This window comes from Ancylobacter polymorphus (assembly GCF_022836935.1).
GTDB classification, from domain to species: Bacteria; Pseudomonadota; Alphaproteobacteria; order Rhizobiales; family Xanthobacteraceae; genus Ancylobacter; species Ancylobacter polymorphus_A.
The window spans coordinates 127,676-143,546 of sequence record NZ_CP083240.1; the positions used below are offsets into that span (position 1 = coordinate 127,676).

17 protein-coding genes are annotated in these 15,871 nt (G+C 65.9%); 8 read left to right on the forward strand and 9 right to left on the reverse strand.

The annotated features are described in order from the left end of the window. Positions 1 to 6: 6 nt before the first annotated feature. From K9D25_RS21600 to K9D25_RS21615, 4 genes are read left to right on the forward strand one after another with little or no spacing between them, the layout of a single operon-like run. A complete protein-coding gene (locus K9D25_RS21600; RefSeq protein ID WP_203196854.1) occupies positions 7 to 750 on the forward strand; it encodes a DUF6088 family protein in 744 nt (247 codons plus the stop codon). Further along, on the forward strand, positions 731 to 1,861 hold the full coding sequence (locus K9D25_RS21605) for a nucleotidyl transferase AbiEii/AbiGii toxin family protein (RefSeq protein WP_203196855.1): 1,131 nt from the start codon (positions 731 to 733) through the stop codon (positions 1,859 to 1,861). Before K9D25_RS21600 ends, K9D25_RS21605 begins: the two co-directional genes overlap by 20 nt. Then, on the forward strand, positions 1,858 to 2,700 hold the full coding sequence (locus tag K9D25_RS21610) for a hypothetical protein (RefSeq protein ID WP_203196856.1): 843 nt from the start codon (positions 1,858 to 1,860) through the stop codon (positions 2,698 to 2,700). Before K9D25_RS21605 ends, K9D25_RS21610 begins: the two co-directional genes overlap by 4 nt. Positions 2,701 to 2,718: 18 nt before the next feature. Further along, positions 2,719 to 3,612 (forward strand): hypothetical protein, encoded by an 894-nt coding sequence (locus tag K9D25_RS21615; protein WP_203196857.1) that lies wholly within the window; start codon positions 2,719 to 2,721, stop codon positions 3,610 to 3,612. A 2-nt stretch (positions 3,613 to 3,614) separates the two neighbouring features. Here K9D25_RS21615 and K9D25_RS21620 read toward each other — a convergent pair whose 3' ends face one another. Genes K9D25_RS21620 through K9D25_RS21630 form a run of 3 tightly spaced genes read right to left on the reverse strand, consistent with a single transcriptional unit; the run spans position 3,615 to position 6,107 of the window. Further along, entirely contained in the window at positions 3,615 to 4,463 is an 849-nt protein-coding gene (locus K9D25_RS21620) for a hypothetical protein (protein ID WP_203196858.1), read from the reverse strand. A 7-nt stretch (positions 4,464 to 4,470) separates the two neighbouring features. Next, on the reverse strand, positions 4,471 to 5,154 hold the full coding sequence (gene scpB / locus K9D25_RS21625; RefSeq protein ID WP_203196859.1) for an SMC-Scp complex subunit ScpB: 684 nt from the start codon (positions 5,152 to 5,154) through the stop codon (positions 4,471 to 4,473). Between the two features lie 2 nt (positions 5,155 to 5,156). After that, on the reverse strand, positions 5,157 to 6,107 hold the full coding sequence (locus K9D25_RS21630; protein ID WP_203196860.1) for a DUF1403 family protein: 951 nt from the start codon (positions 6,105 to 6,107) through the stop codon (positions 5,157 to 5,159). 537 nt (positions 6,108 to 6,644) lie between these two features. On the opposite strand from K9D25_RS21630, the gene K9D25_RS21635 reads away from it, so the two are divergent. Then, positions 6,645 to 7,577, forward strand: coding sequence for a recombinase family protein (locus tag K9D25_RS21635; RefSeq protein ID WP_244451102.1), 933 nt, complete (start codon positions 6,645 to 6,647; stop codon positions 7,575 to 7,577). A 59-nt stretch (positions 7,578 to 7,636) separates the two neighbouring features. Here the strand turns inward: K9D25_RS21635 and K9D25_RS21640 are convergent, their stop codons facing one another. The 3 genes from K9D25_RS21640 to K9D25_RS21650 are packed head-to-tail and all read right to left on the reverse strand — an operon-like array spanning position 7,637 to position 11,387. Further along, positions 7,637 to 8,932: a TniQ family protein gene (locus K9D25_RS21640; protein WP_347881482.1), complete on the reverse strand. Its 1,296-nt coding sequence runs from the start codon at positions 8,930 to 8,932 to the stop codon at positions 7,637 to 7,639. Beyond that, on the reverse strand, positions 8,830 to 9,747 hold the full coding sequence (locus K9D25_RS21645) for a TniB family NTP-binding protein (RefSeq protein WP_432207966.1): 918 nt from the start codon (positions 9,745 to 9,747) through the stop codon (positions 8,830 to 8,832). The genes K9D25_RS21640 and K9D25_RS21645 overlap by 103 nt, the downstream gene beginning before the upstream one ends. After that, positions 9,744 to 11,387, reverse strand: coding sequence for a Mu transposase C-terminal domain-containing protein (locus K9D25_RS21650; RefSeq protein WP_244451105.1), 1,644 nt, complete (start codon positions 11,385 to 11,387; stop codon positions 9,744 to 9,746). The genes K9D25_RS21645 and K9D25_RS21650 overlap by 4 nt, the downstream gene beginning before the upstream one ends. A 244-nt stretch (positions 11,388 to 11,631) precedes the next feature. Here K9D25_RS21650 and K9D25_RS21655 point away from each other — a divergent pair, with 244 nt between their 5' ends. From K9D25_RS21655 to K9D25_RS21665, 3 genes are read left to right on the forward strand one after another with little or no spacing between them, the layout of a single operon-like run. Next, positions 11,632 to 11,886 carry a type II toxin-antitoxin system Phd/YefM family antitoxin gene (locus tag K9D25_RS21655; protein WP_244451106.1) on the forward strand — a complete coding sequence of 85 codons (255 nt, stop codon included), beginning with the start codon at positions 11,632 to 11,634 and terminating at the stop codon, positions 11,884 to 11,886. Beyond that, positions 11,886 to 12,293, forward strand: coding sequence for a type II toxin-antitoxin system VapC family toxin (locus K9D25_RS21660; protein ID WP_244451107.1), 408 nt, complete (start codon positions 11,886 to 11,888; stop codon positions 12,291 to 12,293). Before K9D25_RS21655 ends, K9D25_RS21660 begins: the two co-directional genes overlap by 1 nt. Continuing rightward, the gene (locus K9D25_RS21665; RefSeq protein ID WP_244451108.1) at positions 12,290 to 13,375 is read left to right on the forward strand and encodes a site-specific integrase; all 1,086 of its coding nucleotides are present in this window, start codon (positions 12,290 to 12,292) and stop codon (positions 13,373 to 13,375) included. The genes K9D25_RS21660 and K9D25_RS21665 overlap by 4 nt, the downstream gene beginning before the upstream one ends. Positions 13,376 to 13,456: 81 nt before the next feature. On the opposite strand, the gene K9D25_RS21670 is transcribed toward K9D25_RS21665, so the two are convergent. The 3 genes from K9D25_RS21670 to repC all read right to left on the reverse strand — a co-directional run bounded on the left by K9D25_RS21670 (position 13,457) and on the right by repC (position 15,796). Then, positions 13,457 to 14,152, reverse strand: coding sequence for a nucleotidyl transferase AbiEii/AbiGii toxin family protein (locus tag K9D25_RS21670; protein ID WP_244451109.1), 696 nt, complete (start codon positions 14,150 to 14,152; stop codon positions 13,457 to 13,459). After that, positions 14,152 to 14,415 (reverse strand): hypothetical protein, encoded by a 264-nt coding sequence (locus K9D25_RS21675; RefSeq protein WP_244451110.1) that lies wholly within the window; start codon positions 14,413 to 14,415, stop codon positions 14,152 to 14,154. Before K9D25_RS21675 ends, K9D25_RS21670 begins: the two co-directional genes overlap by 1 nt. Positions 14,416 to 14,479: 64 nt before the next feature. Next, positions 14,480 to 15,796, reverse strand: coding sequence for a plasmid replication protein RepC (gene repC / locus K9D25_RS21680; RefSeq protein WP_244451111.1), 1,317 nt, complete (start codon positions 15,794 to 15,796; stop codon positions 14,480 to 14,482). Positions 15,797 to 15,871: the final 75 nt, after the last annotated feature.

Genomic DNA, 15,871 nt, shown 5'->3' on the forward strand with positions numbered 1-15,871 from the left:
TGCCTGATGCCGGATCCTACGTCCGATACCCTCGACCGCATCCATGACCGGATCGCCAAGGCGGCACCGGCCGGGGTGTGGTCCCGCGCCGACTTCCTCGATATCGGGACGCCCAATGCCGTGGAGAAAGCGCTGCAGAGGCTGACCCGGCGGGGCGACATCCGCCGCCCTCACCGTGGCCTCTACGACAAGCCCACAACCAGCAAGCTGACCGGCAAGATGGTGTTTCCGCCGCGCGCCGCGTTCATCGACGCCATCGCCCGGCGCGACAAGCTGCGTGTGCTGGTCGACGGCATGACGGCGGCGAACGATCTCGGCCTGACCACCGCCGTTCCGGCCCGGTCGACGATCCATGCGGACACCTATCCGCGGACGATCGAGATCGAGGCCAACGCCGGCGATCCCAAGGCCGCGCAGCCGGTCATTTACAGGCTGGACTTCAAGCGCATTTCGGCCAAGACCGCATTCTGGGCCGGCCGGCCGGCCATGCGCGTGGTCCAGGCCCTGACGTGGTATCGGGACGAAAAATCGAGCCTCGATGCGGCCGTCAACGGCATCGTGCGGCATCTGTCGCAGGCCCCCAACCGAGGGCAGGTCGCGCAGGACCTGCGCGACAACATCCAGGCGGTGCCAGCATGGATGTACCCCCTGGCGGAGACGATCGCGCGCAAGCTACTTGGCCAGGAAGGCGGGGCTGATGAACCCGATCCCGAGCGGCCGAAGGGGGAGCATGCAAGAGACGTTCATTGAAATCCTCCGCGCGAGCGTCGACGATCGCCGCGCCCTCTTTTCGACCGTCGCCGCCGGGCTCGAGACCCGCGCGGAGAACGTCGAGAAGGACCTCTATGTCTGCTGGGTGCTCGACTTCCTGTTCAACCGCCGGCCACACGATCCCATCGGACTCTATTTCAAGGGTGGCACCAGCCTCAGCAAGGCCTATGGACTGATCCGCCGCTTCTCCGAAGACATCGACATCGGCATCTACAAGGCCGACCTGAAGGTGCCGCTGGAAGCCGACATCGCCGCCCTGCCCTCGCCGACCCAGCAGCAGAAGGCACTGACCGACCGGGTCGACGAAGCGGCGCGGCAGTATATTTCCGGCCCGCTCAGAACCCTGCTGAGCGAGGAGATCACCGTCGTCGAAAGGGAGGCCGGGCAGAAGGGACATTTTTCCCTCAGCTTCGGCTTCGATCCCTACCGGAACAGGGAGGCCCTCGACATCCTGGTGGTCGGCTACAGGAGCGCCTTCGACGCCGGCGACGACTACGTCCAGGCGGCGGTCCGCATCGAGGGCGGCGCGCGGCCCGATCCCGTGCCCGCGGAGCCGCGAACGATCGTTCCCTATGTCGCCTCGGAAATGCCCGAGGACCGCGATCTCACCGTCGGAAGCATCATGACGGTCAAACCCGAGCGGACCTTTTGGGAAAAGGTGCTGATCCTGCACGCCATGACCGAGATGACCGTGAAGCGCCGTCTCGACGCCAGGCCGGACCGCCCGGAACCCAATCTCGATCGCTACTCGCGCCACTATTACGACGTCCATCAGATCTGGACCCATCCAGACTATGGCGTCGCGACCGCCTCGATGCTCGACCTCGCCGAAGCCTCCCGCCAACACAAGATGCTGATGTTTCGCGCGCCGGATCATCGGTACGACCGGGCGGTGCCGGGGACCTATCGTCTTGTCCCCACCCCGGAAATGCGCGCAAAGCTGGCAGCCGACTATGCGCGCATGTCCGCAATGATCTTCGGGACACCGCCCTCCTTCGAGGAGGTGATGGCGAGCATCGAAACGCTCGAACGACACCTCAACTCGCCCTCGGTGTCGCATCCCGATCAGCTGGGCTCGACAGCGCCATGAGGATGTTCGCAACCCGCGTCTGGGGCCTGGGATTTGAACGTCTGCCGATCGCGACCTTCGGATCGGCAGGCCACCTCAACCGTCTCCTCAGGCTTGCCGAACGCGGTGACCGCCTGCTGTTCGTGGGCACGAAGACGGAGCGCACACCAGACTCCCTCCAAGGGCGATTGCTGGGAATGGCGGAGATTGGTTTCGAACCGCTACGCACGCTCGAGATCGCCACCCACGCCGACCTCGATCCCCGCGACTTCGACGAGCGCGGCAACTACAAATTTCCTCATGCGGTCGCACTGACCCGGGCATGGCGCTTTGTGCCGCAGCCGGTGGTGACGGACACGCTGTCCGCCCAGCTGACCATGCTCGCGACGCCGGGCGTGGAGGAGCTTGAGGAGGATGATGTAAGGCGCGTCCTGGCCCTCGCTGCCGAGCCGCTCGTGCTGCCCGAGCTTGCCTCGCTCCAGCGGATGCGACAACTGAACGAGCTTCTTCGGCCGACCACCGGCCCGAGACCCCACGACACAACGTACGGCGTGCAACGCTCCGCTCAGAACGCCGCCGCGACCTACGCTTTGCGGTTCGGCAAGAGGAACATCTTCAAGATCGGCCACGCCGAGGATGTGAAGGTACGTCTCGCCGCCGTGAACCAGCACATCCCCGTCGAGGTGCTCAACGAGCAATGGGCGATTTTCCTGACCCAACCCTGGAAGACCTCCATCGAGGCCTACGAGATGGAGCAGCGCGTCTTGACCCGCATGGAACCGAGCCGGACCGGCTTCGAACGCCTGCAGTGCTCGGAAGCCGAATTGCAATCCGCATGGGCGGCCAGCCTTCTCCCTTGAGACGAGATTCCCCTCGCAATGAACCAACCACCCATCTTCCTTGAGATAGAGCGACAAGCAAAGGTCCGGCGGATCTTCCAATCCGTATTGGAGCCCTGCGGTGTTTGGGATCAGGTCAAAGACGTCGAATTCACCCTCCGACCGGAAGTGATCGTAGAGCCTACGCATAGCAAGGTGCTTTCTGACGCGATCCTCAACCACATGTTTCCGCACGCACCACAGCCAGCGGAACTTTTTCACTACACCAGCATCGATTCACTGAAGGGTATTGCAAAAACCGGGCTCCTGCGCCTCCATTGGGTCCACAAGCGCATTGATCAGGGTGAGCTCGAACCCTTCGCCATCAAGCATCGGCTGAAAGGTTACCTCGATTCATCGGAGAGTGAGCCCTATTTCAAGACCTTGTCCAAGGACCTCTTCTACATTTCGCTGACATGTCCGGGTTGCGGTGACGAATTCGAACTATGGCGCGCCTTTGCGCTGGGCGGCACCAGAGTGCGGTTGAGGCTCTTGGTGAACCCCTCGCGCGCCGAACTGCGGAAGATTCAGTATGAACCACCCGCGGGCACGCTTCTGATGGAACTGAACAGCACGCTTGCAGCCGAGGGTGAGCCACCCTTTGTACCGTGGACGGTGTCGAAGATCGGCGCCTTCTATCTGCCGTCGACGCTTCATCGGGAAGATGAGGTCCGGCTACTCATAAAGCGATACCCGGGAGGCCGAGACGAGACCGAATTTGACGGCCAGAATCGATACTGGCCGCTGCCGATTGGCCAACACAACGATTTCTGCGGCATCCGGCTTCTCGAGATCCAGTGCGGTCCCGCTGCACAGAGGAGAGACGTGCTGTCCGCCATTGCGGGCACGCCGTTTGAGACGACCGTGCCGGTCACCTGCGCGCCTCAGCCGTAAGCTTAGCCAGGCGGGAGCGAGGACAGCCGCCCCTGCTGTAGGCGTCGAAGGAACGTCCGCGCGGTCACCAGCACGACGTGGAGCCGGAACGTGCAGTGATCCTCGTCGGACAGGCCGGGGTGCGATCCATCGGTGTGGAGCATCTTGAAGAGGCCTTCGATATAGCTCCTGCCATCGGCGGTCCATTCCTTCCGGTCGATCGCCAGGAACTCGATGGAGTTGTCCGCCAGCATCTGCCGCATGTTGATGCCCTCCTGCAGCCGGGCCGCTCTCGACGGGTCGATAGAGCGGGCGATGTCGTTGAACAGCCCTTCGAGGAACGTCCGCAGTTGCGCGTTCGCCGCCTCCCAGTCGCCCCGCGTGTGCGCCTCGATCGCCTGATCCAGGTGTCGCAGCGGCACCGTGAACCCGAATCGCTTCAGCAATTCCCGGACCTCGTCGTCGGCCGCCGGCAGATCAACTTCCTCGGGCAAGGCGGCCCGCAGCTTGGGCGGCGCGCGCCATTCGCCCCAGACCACGACGTACCCGTCGCGCGCCAGGCCCCGGAGCAGGTCCCTCTGGCGGATGCTCGACGATGATTGCTCGGCGAGGCTCACCGCCTCGCGGACAAAGGCTTCGGCCAGCGAAAATCTCCCATCGAGGGTTTCCACCGGCACCAAGGCGCGGTCGAGGATGGTTCGACCAAGCCGATCGCACTTCTTTTCGATGCCGAGCGAAGTGTCGTCCGGGATCTCCGCTTCCAGGCCCAGGCGAAGCACCATCTTGTTGATCTGAGTGTGCGACCTGATGGCCTCGGCCAGAAGCTCATTGGCGGCGACAATCGTCGGCCGGGTAAACGGCTGGGCTCTCATAGCGGCTTCAACCCCCCTCCTCGTCTTCCCCATCCTCGGGCCCGAGATCATCGTCGTCGGCCGCTGGCGACGGAAACCCGCCGGCATGCAATTGCGCGGCCTCGAGCAGCCCGGCGTCCTCGAGCGCCTCGATGTCGGGCAGGTCGCGCAGCGTGTCGAGGCCAAAATGGACGAGGAATGCCCGGGTGGTCACATAAGTGTAGGGCGCGCCCGCCTGCGGGCTCCTGGGCCCGGCAACGATGAAGTCGCGCGCACGCAGCTCGGCGATGGTGTCGCGGCTGACCGCCTTGCCGATCATCTCGCTCAGGGCGCCCCGGGTCACCGGCTGATGGTAGGCGATGCAGGCGAGCACGAGCATGCCGGCCTCGGAGAGCGGAACCGGCGCTGGCGCCGAGCCGAACGCCGCGTGGATCGCCTCGGCGTGGCGCGCACGGGTGCGCAGCTGCCAGCCGCCGGCGACAGACACCAGCTCGTAGGGACGCTCACGCAACGCGTCCCGGATGTCCTCGATGACGAGCTCGATGCTGCAGCCCCATCCGACGACGCGGCCGAGCAGCTCCCGATCGACAGGACCTGGCGCGGCGAAGATCACCGCCTCGACCCGCGCGACCCATTCCCGCCAGCGCAGCTCCGGCGGCAGCTCGGCGAGCTCGGTGTCGAGGGTTGCGTCCGCGCGGCGCCGGCGGGCCATGGCTAGAGCCCGTAGAGCCGGAAAGTGGAACGGCCCGAGAGCTCGCGCACGGCGTCGAGCGCTGCGAGCCGCTCGAACAGTCGGCGCGACGCCCAGCGCGACAGCGCCGCCGTCGTCAGCGCGCCCGACACCGCGTCATCGTCCAGCAGCAAGGCGATAGCCTCCCCTGCCCCCTTGGCGCGCAGCTTTGGCGCCACGGCCCCGAGCCGCTCGGCGCGGCGGGCGATCTCGCCGGCGAGCCGGCAGGCCTCCGCGGCGCCGGCGGCCGCGGCAAGACAAAGCGCCGCCTCGCCCCCCTCCCCTCCCGGCCGATAGCGGCGACCACCCGGAGCGGATCGCAGCACGCGCGCGTGGATCTGGGTGGCGAGCACCGGCACCGGGATCGGCCAGCGCATCCGTCGCGCCAGCGTCAGGTCCGCAATCCACCAGGCGAGTGCTTCGGTTCCGGGTGCGGCCGCACTGACTGTGCCGACGGCCGACGCGGTGGCGAGCGGCGCCAGCCGACTGGAGGTGGCGGCCGTCTCGACCGCCTCCGGCAGGGCCTCAAGCGCCGGCGCCCAGGCCAGACCGAGCAGAGTGGCGAGCGAGCGCAGCCCGTCCACGTCGAGCATCGGGGAGCGGGAGGCGAGCCGTCGCCACGCCGCCAGCAAGTTGCCCGCGGGCCCAGGATCGGCGCCAGGCGGGCGCAGATGCCAGGCGTCGCGCAGCGCCCCCGCGTCCTCGCGATGGCCGAGCAGGCGGGCGACGCTCGCCGCCGCGTTCAGGGCCACGCGCTGGCGCCAGGCACCCGCCCAGGGCGGATCGGCGCGGACCAGATTATCCAATGAATTCAATGCTGCGCCGGCCATGTAGGCGGCCTCGACCGGGTCCTCCACGGGCGCGCGCGGGATCGCCCACCCCGGCACGGTCGGAGGCGCATATGCGGGCAAGGACGTTGAATCGGTCGCGGACATCGGCCGGAAGGATAACCGAGCGGTGCGCTTTATTCCATATTTTCCGATTGAAACCGCACCACCTGTCGCCAAATAAGAACATCCGATAATGTTGCATTATCGGACGTCTTTTACTTCTATAAAGAAGGTCCACCTGTCGCTCGGCCGAGATGGCTGGAATCGGCTGGAAAGCCGTCGTTTTTCGCCTCCCCTCTTCCCGGATGGGTGGATTCCTCGCCCTAATTGAGCGGACCGCCCGACCTGGATCGGTGGATTTCCCACGCCGCTGGAGCCGCGAGGGCACCCCTCGGGCGGAAAATCAGCCTCTTCGGGCCCGATGGGCACGGCGCCAGCGTCCAAAACCCCTGAAATCGCCTGTTTTCCGCACAGAGCCCCACAGGCGGCCGTTTTGGCCTCTTCTGGCACTTGGACCCATCTGCGGTGCCCGATCGACCTCCACGGGCCTCTGGCAAGGTCGATAAAACACGTCTGCAAAGGTTCGTTTGCTCAAATCTGTATTGATTGTACAAAGGGCCGGAAATCGCCCCCGGAGACGCCATGGCCCGCCCCGCCTTCTCCCCTCCCCGGCCGGCTCGCCGCCTGATCGGCTATGCCCGGGTTTCGACCGACGAGCAGGCGACCGATGCCCAGGTCGACGAGTTGCGCGCGGCCGGCTGCCAGATCATCCACCAGGAGCATGGCTCCGGGGCTTCGCGGGCCCGGCCGGTGCTGGCCAGGCTGATGCGCGAAATCGGGCCCAGTGACGTCCTGGTCGTCGTGCGGCTCGATCGCCTCGCCCGCTCGGTCAGCCACCTGCTCGCGGTAATCGAGGACCTGGAAGGACGTCAGGCCCATTTCCGCTCGTTGCGCGACCCGATCGACACCTCGACGCCGCAGGGCATGTTCTCGCTGCAGGTGCTCGGCGCTGTCGCCCAGCTTGAGCGTGCCCTTATCGCCGAGCGCACCAGGGCCGGGATGAAGGCGGCCAAGGCGCGCGGCAAGCTCCCCGGCAACCCCGGCCTGCGCGAGCGTCGGCCGGAGGCCATCCGTGCCGCCTCGGCGGCACGCCAGAAGGTCTATGTCGGTGACCTGATCGCCTCGGCCTCGGCCTGGCTGCCGATCGTGCGGCGCATGCGGCCGCAGCACAGCTGGGACGACGTGGTGCGGGTGCTGAACCATCGCGGCCAGAGCTGGACCATCGAGAAGCTGCGGCGCGCCGTGCATCGGCTGGTGCAGGAGCGGATGGCGGAGGCGGAGCTGCTTCGGCGCTCACCGCGGCGTCCGCCCGAGGACCGGCTGATGACGCTCGTCGCCGGCATCGCCATCGCCGACCCGGATCTCAGCTTGCGCGACATCGCCGCCCAGCTTGAGCGGATGCGCGAGCGCACACCGCGTGGCGGGCGGCAATGGGCCGCCTCTTCGGTCAAGTCCCTGTTGGACCAAGCGCGCCGGCTGGGGCTCGTGGTGCCGCAGCCGCGGGACGATACCTGAGATCGCAACGTGGCCCGCTCCGATCGCGCCGCGCTGCGCCGACGACAAGCGCGCCGAACCTATGCTGCCCTGGTGTCGCTGTGCGCCGGTCCTTGGGCGGCGCCACGCTTTGCTGCCAACCGCACTGCCGACGGAGCCGGGGCATCGGCCTCAGGCCGCCGGGCCAGAGCCTTGTTGGACAGGGTGTTGAGAATTCGCCGCTGCGTGCGCGGATCCTGTCCCTGAACAGCACGCCATTCCTCACTGGCCAGGATGGACCGGGCGAGCGCCAGATAGTCCGCATCCGATCGGCCTGGGGTTTTCGCGCACGAGGAAGCCATCGGCACGGGTCGCTCCTTGGGCCGCGGGCGCGGCTCCTCGGTCCAGGCCACCAACTGGTCCAGTGTGAGGGCCAGGCGCCCCCTCATCGAGGAGTTGCCGAGGTCCAGCAGCGCCGCGACGCCCAGCAGCGTCACCATGCGCCAGCCGATCGGCGCCGTTGCCAGCGGCTCGCCGGGATCGACCCCTGCCTGTGCCGTCGGAGTCAGACGAAGATCCGGCACGACATCTGCCACGAACGGTGTGCGACGCCCGGTGCGGGGGCGCGGCGGCTTCCACAGTAACCGGGCGACATGGAGCATCCGATCCCGAACCGCAGACTGATCTTCGATCCCTGCCGCCACCAGCGTCGATACGGCGGCAAAGAGGTCCGCGGAACCGCCGCGCCGCTCCTGGGGCATCGTTCGGGCGATCCTGCCGCATCGGATACAGGCGAGCCGGGCCGCCGCCTCATGAACAACGAACCGAAAACCGGAGCTGTCGAGACAGTGAGGACACGCTTCGTCGAGAACGCGATGATGGCGGCTGCAGACCACGGTCTCGACCAAGGCCCACGTCCGGCGGATATGATGGTCACGGCCGGCGGCGGCATCGTCATCAAGACAGGCCAAACAGACCGGCCGCCGGAAAGCGCCGGCCACTCTCCCCTCCCCCCAGACATACCAGCTGCGCGACCGTGACCGCGAGGAGAGCGCGAGGGCCCGCATGCGCTTTTCCGAAAGCCGGCACGCCGCCGCCCAAGCCTGCACCATCTCGGCCGAGGGCGCGAAGTCCCGCTCGGTGAACCTGACACAGCGGTCGTCCCGGAGGACGCCAAGCCACCTCGAAAGGTCGTCGTGGATGAGGTCATAGCGGCACGCGACGCGACCTTGCCAGGATGATAGCAGCTCATCGTCTTCCGGCCTCGGCGCGAGGGGGAGCTCGCGCCGCACTGTCATCGGCCGGCCCGCGGCTGAAGGCGCGCCTCGACCTTGCGCGTCATCGTGACGAGCGGCAGCACCAGTTCCTCGGTCTGGAAACTGTCCATGGTGATACATTCGGCGCCGGAGCGGATCGCCTCGACCGCAACCGTCTCGATCAGGCGGAAGATCCGCACCGTGACGCCATCGGTGAGGTCGAGCACGCGGGTACGGATCGCCGGCGCCGCCAGGTTCGAGGGCCGGCGCAGCGGCAGGATCGTCGCCAGGCTCGCCAGCAACTGCGCGAGGCGGGCGTTATTCTTCCAGTGCCGCAGGTGGAGGGCTTCGAACCGCTCTGCCAGCTGCGGATCGGTCAACAGCGCCTGGCGCGCGAGGTCCGTCCCCGCGCAAACCAGAGGAATCCTGAGATCGTTGGCCAGAAACCGGATGGCGTTCAGAAAGACCCGCTGTTGCCGGAAGCTGCCGGCGAGCATGGCGTGGATCTCATCGATGATCAGCATGCGGGCGCCCATGCTGCGCAGCAGCCGGCGGCAGACTTCCTTCTGCCGGTGGGTCGCCCCGTCCGCAGGCCCGGGCGCCCCGAGCGCCGTGAGCAGCTCACTGTAGATGTCCCGTTCGATCGGCTCGGCCGGCATCTGCATGGCGACGACCGGCATGGTGGTCACGCCCGTGCCCTGGTCGAAACAGGCGGGATGGTCGCGCAGGAACTTGCGGATGATCTTGGTCTTGCCCATGCCGGTGTCGCCATAGAGCAGCAGGCACGGCATGCGATCGCGGGGCGGATAGACTAAAAGGTCCTCGAGGCGGCTGAGCGCGGCCCGTGCCTGATCGAGGTCAAGCCACCGATCCGCTCGGATCCAGGCGATCCGCTCCGCATCCGCCAGAGCGGCCTGGTGGCGATAGGCCGGCAGGAGGTGGGCGTAGTCGGTCATGACCATTCCTCGACCGCCAGAACGGGCAAAGTCTCCGGTTCGTCCTTGGTGCCGGGCGCGACGACCTCCGCCGCGGCGCCCTGATCTGCGGCGTTGAGCGATCTCGCCCGCCGCGCGACCTGACGACGTGCGGATTTCGTGATCGATGCCGAGGTCTCCAGCAGCTCGCGCTGGGCCTCGACCGTGTCGAAGATGAGTTGCTCGTCGGTGAGCCGCACACCGCGCTGCCGCAAGGCCGCCTGGGCCAGCCGGTGCTCGCCGAGCGTGATACGCGGCCGGCGCAGGTCCGCATACCGGATCGGCCAATGGGCGCCGTCGGGACCCTCGACGAACACGCAGGACAGGTCACGGGGATCATACTTGACCCGCAGCTGTCGATCGAGCCGACCTGCCCAAGGGCTCAGAACGTCATCCCAGTAGCGCAGGCCGAAGATGTGCACGCCATCCCGACGGATGCTGCGCTCCTCGAACGGCAGGAAGTCGTAGAAGAACTGTTGATCATCATGCGGGTGCCGGAACGGCGCGCGGCGACGATCGAGAGCCTCCCGCCAGGCGGCATTCGGAGGCATCTGCAGGCTGCTGTGGACCTCGTTGTGGTAGCGGCCGACGATTTCGAGCGTCAGCCAGCGCTCGAGCTCCTCGATCGTCATGACCGCGTGACGCTCGGGATCGTAGTCGCCGCGCTCTGAAATGGAGCTGAACGTAGTACCGGGGAGCATATGGACCGCTCCCATCATGGTGCCGATCAGCCGCTCGATGTGGCCGCCATAGTGCGGGGTCGCCACAGGCCGGTGGAGCAGCGAGATGCCGTACTCGGCAGCTCCACGGGCCAGCGCCCGGGCGCGGAATTCGCGCGCATTGTCGACGTGGATGATGTCCGGCAGGCCCGACACAGGCCAATCGAGCTCGATGCCGCGCGCCAGGAGCCACTCCGCCTTTGGCATCACCGCATGATGTATGGCCAGGGCGACCGATGCCGACGACGGCGCCTCGAGGCTCAGATAAAAGCCCACCACGATGCGGCTTGCTACGTCGATCGCGAGCGTCAGCCATGGCCGCTGGATCGGCAGGCGGTAGATCGTGTCCACCACGAAGAGATCGACGCGCGTGTGATCGATCTGGACGATCTGGAGTGCGTGATCGGCACGGTATTCCTCCGGAACCGGTCTGAGCCGATCTCTGGCGGCCTTGTTGCCTTCACGCTGGCGGACAAGCTTGAAGCGGTCGATCTGCTCGACACGGGCTCGAACGGCTTTCCAGGACGGAATGTCCAGCCCGCGTTCACGACAAAGATGCCGGATGTGGTCATGAAGCGTGCTGACGGACGCTTTTTGCCGGGTGAGATACTTGTCGCGGATCGCCTCCTCGATGGCCGCCTCGACCTCGACGGCGAGGCGCCGGGCTCCTTTCTTTGGACCAGGTCGCGCCGCGGCCAGCGAACTCGTCACCGGCGCGCTGCGGTACTGCTCGATCAGCGCGTACAGCCGGCTTCGGCGTAATCCGAGGATACGGCACGCCGTCGCGACATCGATCGGCGACAATTGCCCGGCGTTGATCAGTGGCCGGATGACCGCCTCTCGGGCGACCGCGACCTGCCACCGGCTATCATCGATCGCGAGCTTGTCCTGGTCGCACGGCACGTGTCGACCTCCGCACTCGCCTTGATCCAGCGATCAAGGCTAAGATTCCAACGAACAAGGCTGAATCCACCGAATTAGGGTGAGCCGAACATGTTAAAAATCAATCAAATGGAATCCGGGGAAAAGAGCAGTGCGACACCACCGAATCCGGGCAAAATCGCCCCAGAAGCGCTGGAATTCGCGGCGTTGACCCGTCAGAAATCGCGCCTATATAGCTAGACAGTCTAGCCAGGAGCACGCAGACATGGAATGGCCGCTGCAGGACGCCAAGAACCAGTTCTCCAAGGTGGTGCAGAAAGCCCGCACCGAGGGGCCGCAGATCGTCACCCTGCGCGGCGAGCGTGCCGCCGTCGTGCTCTCGGCCGCCGACTACGACGCGCTGCGCGCCGGCCGGCCGAGCCTGGTCGACGACCTCCTCGCCGGCCCGGCCTGGGACGACGAGCTCGCCGAGGCCGTCAGCACGCGGGCGACCACGCCGAGCCGCGACGTCGCGCTCTGATGTACCTCGTCGACACCAACATCATTTCCGAGGCCCGCCGCGGCGCTCTGCCGGCGCTCGCCTGGCTGCGCGGCGCGGACCCGCTCAGCGTGCATCTCAGCACCCTGACGCTCGGCGAGATCATGCGCGGCATCGCCTTGAAGCAGAGATCCGATCCGAAGACCGCCGGGCACCTCGCCGAGTGGCTGCGCAGGATCCGCAACGATCATGCCGAGCGCATCCTGCCGGTGAGCGATCAGATCTCGGTCGAATGGGGCCGCATCGCCGCGATCCGCCCGCGCGGCGACATCGACGGGCTGATCGCCGCCACGGCGATCGTCCACGACCTGATCCTGGTCACCCGCAATGTGAGAGATTTCGAGGACACCGGCGCATCGATGATCGATCCCTGGGATGTTGAGGCATGACGGCCGAGACTGATCCGGATTTCAGAGAGACAGGTCCGGCCAACTCCCGCTCCCCTGCCCTCCCGGAGCCGGTGAACCCGGGATCCTCTGCCGTGCCGGCACATCTCGAGCCCCTCACCGAACGGGCGCGGGGCTACGTCGAGGCGGCGAGCTCGGCGAACACCCGGCGCGCCTACGCGACCGACTGGAAGCACTTTTCCGGCTGGTGTCGCCGGCAGGGGCTCGAGCTCCTGCCCCCCTCCCCGCAGGTCGTCGGCCTCTACATCACCGCCTGTGCCTCGGGCGCCGCGGTTCCCGGTGGCAAGCCAAACGCGGTCTCGACCATCGAGCGCCGTCTTTCGGCGATCTCCTGGAACTACACCCAGCACGGCACTCCGCTCGACCGCAGCGACCGTCACATCGCCACCGTGCTGGCCGGCATCCGCAACACCCACGCCTCCCCTCCCCGGCAGAAGGAAGCGGTTTTGCCCGAGGACCTCGTCGCCATGCTGGAGATGCTTCACCGCGGCTCGCTGCGCGGCCTGCGCGATCGTGCCATGCTGCTGCTCGGCTTCGCCGGCGGGCTTCGCCGCTCGGAAATCGTCGGGCTCGATGTCGGCCGAGATCAAACCGAGGATGGCAGCGGCTGGGTCGAGATTCTTGACAAGGGCCTGCTCGTTACCCTACGTGGCAAAACCGGCTGGCGTGAGGTGGAAGTCGGGCGCGGCTCGTCGGATGCCACCTGCCCGGTCGTGGCGTTGGAGACTTGGCTCAAGCTGGCGAAGATCGGCCACGGTCCCTTGTTCCGGCGCGTGACCGGCCGGGGCAAGGATGTCGGGCCCGACCGGCTCAATGACCGCGAGGTCGCTCGGCTGGTGAAGCGCACCGCGCTCGCCGCAGGCGTCCGTGGCGACCTCACAGAAGGCGAACGGGAGGAGAAATTCGCTGGCCACTCGTTGCGTGCCGGGCTGGCCTCCTCGGCCCAGGTCGATGAGCGTCATGTGCAGAAGCAGCTTGGCCACGCCTCTGCCGAGATGACCCGACGCTACCAGCGCCGCCGCGACCGCTTCCGGGTCAATCTCACCAAGGCCGCAGGGCTGTAGGCAAGGCCCCTGCCCGATTGCCCGCTTCCCGCGAAGTCAGTTCCGGCAGGAGAAACTGCCTGTAGCGATCACCATCGCGGGTCAGCATGACCGGTACGAAGCGTGCAGGACCTCGTCAAGGAGATCGGTGGCGATTGCAAGGCTGTCCGGGGCCATAGCCTCATAGGCCGGCTTGATCATCAGCTGCGAGATCGTTTTCGCGACGAATTCCGGGTTCAGCGCAGCGAGGCGTTGCCGCGTCGCCCCCACTTGCTCGGGAAAGGCTCGTAACGCAGAGATCACCTCCGGCCGCTGCTCGCGTGACGCGGCAGCAAGATCGAAGATGTCCCGTGCCCTGGCAACGGCGCCCCGGTGGACGATTTTCTTGGCAATGATCTCGGGGATGGTCTCGAGCTGGACGGGCTGCCCCTCGACAACACGTGCCACCACGGGAACAGCTGTCAGTGGCCCCGCAACGATGAAATCGATCTCGCCCAGCTGGTCGAAGGCAAACTTCTGGAATCGCGCTCCATCACCTTCGTAGGCTGCAGGCACGACGCTGAAGCTCAATCCGCTTCTCGATGGATCGAGGAATCCAAGCAATTGCGGATCGTTGATGAACAGGTCGATGTCATGGCTTTCACGATGACCGATCTGGATCATCATCGCCGTGCCACCGCCGAACGACCATTCGAAATCATATCCGCCGGTCGCCACCCTCACCTGATCGATGAGATCGGAAGCAATGGCAAAAAGCCGCTGCCACTCCGAAGGACGACGATTGGCAAGCTCGGTCATCAGGCGGCGAGAGCATAGCTCTCGCCCGACCAGGCCGCGAAATCACTTGCCAGAGCCTTCAGCGACGCAAACGGAATGTGATAAGCGTCCGCGAACTTCAGCTGGTTGGCGAGAGGCACCTCTCCCAGGAAGGCGCTTACCTGGCCGGGATACTGCTTTGCCAGTGTGATATCCGACAGACAATGAGCCAGCTGCGCACCGTCAAGCTGCTCGCCATAGGGTGCGTTCACCGTCGACAGGACCAAGGCCAGATGCGTGCTCATGACCCTTGAAAGATAGTCATTTCGCTCCTTGCGGACAAGTTCATCAAACCGCACTCCTCTGCCTTTATCGCCCCTTCGGCTTCTTCAGGCTTTTCAGCAGCGCTTCCGAGACGTGGAGACCGCCACCCTCGCCGGAATCCGCCGACTGCTGCCGTTCCGTATCGTGCCGGGCCTTCTGCGCATCGAGCTTGGCCCGCAGCAGCGCCATGATCATCGGCCAGGTCGAGAACTTCCCCTCCTTTGCGCGCTCCGTCAGGCTGCGCAGATAGCCGCCGGGTGACCCGATCTGGTCGGCGCGCTGGTAGATCGCGGCCAGCGTGATGGCGGCGTGCTGCTCGCCCAACGCCTCCTGTGCTTCCCGCCAGGCGCTCGGGCTGATCCCCAGCATCGGCCGGACCAGTTCCGCCGCGGCCAGGAAGTCCCGCCAGTGCCGGATTTCGCCGCCCTGCATCAGTTCCAGCACGCCAGGGCAGGCGTCGAGCACGATCCCAAGAGGCAATTCCCGCTTCGGTAGGCTCCGGATGTTGTCGGCTTTCCTGACGCTGCCGTCCGCTTCTTTTTCATTTCGAAGGCTATATTCAGATTCAGTATGAAGGTCTGGATTTGAATTCTGTTTGTGGCGACCAGAATGGGACTCATTGGCGTCCATTTTTTGGGAATCTACAAATGATTCCAGCACCTCACGGATATCCCGCCAGAGCGCCTCAAGCTCCTCGCAGATGCTCTCGACCAGCCGTCGGGGTGCCGAACGTGGTAAACGGCTTATTACCGCCTGGTAGCTCTGCTGGACCTTTCCCCAGTTGCCCGGCACGCGTTCCTCGATGCCGGTGTCGATCATCTTGACGATATCCCGGCGCAGGAGCGTCAGCCGCTCCTTGGCGACGCGGAAGGCCTGCTTCTCGGTCTGCACGGCTTCCGCCATGTCCTTGAACTCGGCAGCGCGCGCGACAATCGGCGAGAGATCGAAGCCGAAGGCCTGCTCGATCTGCCCTCCCCGCCCCTTCCGAGCGTAGCGCTTCCCGTTCGGGCTATCCCGCCGAATGATCAGCCCGCACTCGACGAGCACGCCGAGATGCCGGCGAAGGGTCGTGGGCGGCATGCCGTTGGCACGGGCCATCAGTTGCTCGTTCGACGGCCATACGACGATATCGCTATCTATGGAGAGAGCCGTCTCCTGATGGAACGACAACAGCGCATTCAGGATCGCAAGCGCGCGATCCGTTGCTCCGACGAGATCCCGGGCCTCGCGGATGTGTTGAAAGGTCTGCCACTTATGCACGACGGCGTCCTTCGCCGCCGTGCGTGCCTTCACCTGGCTTGCAATTTGGCCAAGCTTCATGGTTCGCCGCCCAAAGGGCGTCGTCGCAACATACGTCTCCATTTTCCCTTCACCTATCGCTAGGCAAAAGAAGCCGGCTCGCCGAAAACGACGTCTTGACCTGTTGTAGGACTCTTG

Excerpts from the sequence above, each read along its gene's own strand:
- K9D25_RS21600 (WP_203196854.1), top strand. The coding sequence starts at position 7 with ATGCCGGATCCTACGTCCGATACCCTCGACCGCATCCATGACCGGATC.
- K9D25_RS21605 (WP_203196855.1), top strand. The coding sequence starts at position 731 with ATGCAAGAGACGTTCATTGAAATCCTCCGCGCGAGCGTCGACGATCGC.
- K9D25_RS21610 (WP_203196856.1), top strand. The coding sequence starts at position 1,858 with ATGAGGATGTTCGCAACCCGCGTCTGGGGCCTGGGATTTGAACGTCTG.
- K9D25_RS21615 (WP_203196857.1), top strand. The coding sequence starts at position 2,719 with ATGAACCAACCACCCATCTTCCTTGAGATAGAGCGACAAGCAAAGGTC.
- K9D25_RS21620 (WP_203196858.1), bottom strand. The coding sequence starts at position 4,463 with ATGAGAGCCCAGCCGTTTACCCGGCCGACGATTGTCGCCGCCAATGAG.
- scpB (WP_203196859.1), bottom strand. The coding sequence starts at position 5,154 with ATGGCCCGCCGGCGCCGCGCGGACGCAACCCTCGACACCGAGCTCGCC.
- K9D25_RS21630 (WP_203196860.1), bottom strand. The coding sequence starts at position 6,107 with ATGTCCGCGACCGATTCAACGTCCTTGCCCGCATATGCGCCTCCGACC.
- K9D25_RS21635 (WP_244451102.1), top strand. The coding sequence starts at position 6,645 with ATGGCCCGCCCCGCCTTCTCCCCTCCCCGGCCGGCTCGCCGCCTGATC.
- K9D25_RS21640 (WP_347881482.1), bottom strand. The coding sequence starts at position 8,932 with ATGTATCACCATGGACAGTTTCCAGACCGAGGAACTGGTGCTGCCGCT.
- K9D25_RS21645 (WP_432207966.1), bottom strand. The coding sequence starts at position 9,747 with ATGACCGACTACGCCCACCTCCTGCCGGCCTATCGCCACCAGGCCGCT.
- K9D25_RS21655 (WP_244451106.1), top strand. The coding sequence starts at position 11,632 with ATGGAATGGCCGCTGCAGGACGCCAAGAACCAGTTCTCCAAGGTGGTG.
- K9D25_RS21660 (WP_244451107.1), top strand. The coding sequence starts at position 11,886 with ATGTACCTCGTCGACACCAACATCATTTCCGAGGCCCGCCGCGGCGCT.
- K9D25_RS21665 (WP_244451108.1), top strand. The coding sequence starts at position 12,290 with ATGACGGCCGAGACTGATCCGGATTTCAGAGAGACAGGTCCGGCCAAC.
- K9D25_RS21670 (WP_244451109.1), bottom strand. The coding sequence starts at position 14,152 with ATGACCGAGCTTGCCAATCGTCGTCCTTCGGAGTGGCAGCGGCTTTTT.
- K9D25_RS21675 (WP_244451110.1), bottom strand. The coding sequence starts at position 14,415 with ATGAGCACGCATCTGGCCTTGGTCCTGTCGACGGTGAACGCACCCTAT.
- repC (WP_244451111.1), bottom strand. The coding sequence starts at position 15,796 with ATGGAGACGTATGTTGCGACGACGCCCTTTGGGCGGCGAACCATGAAG.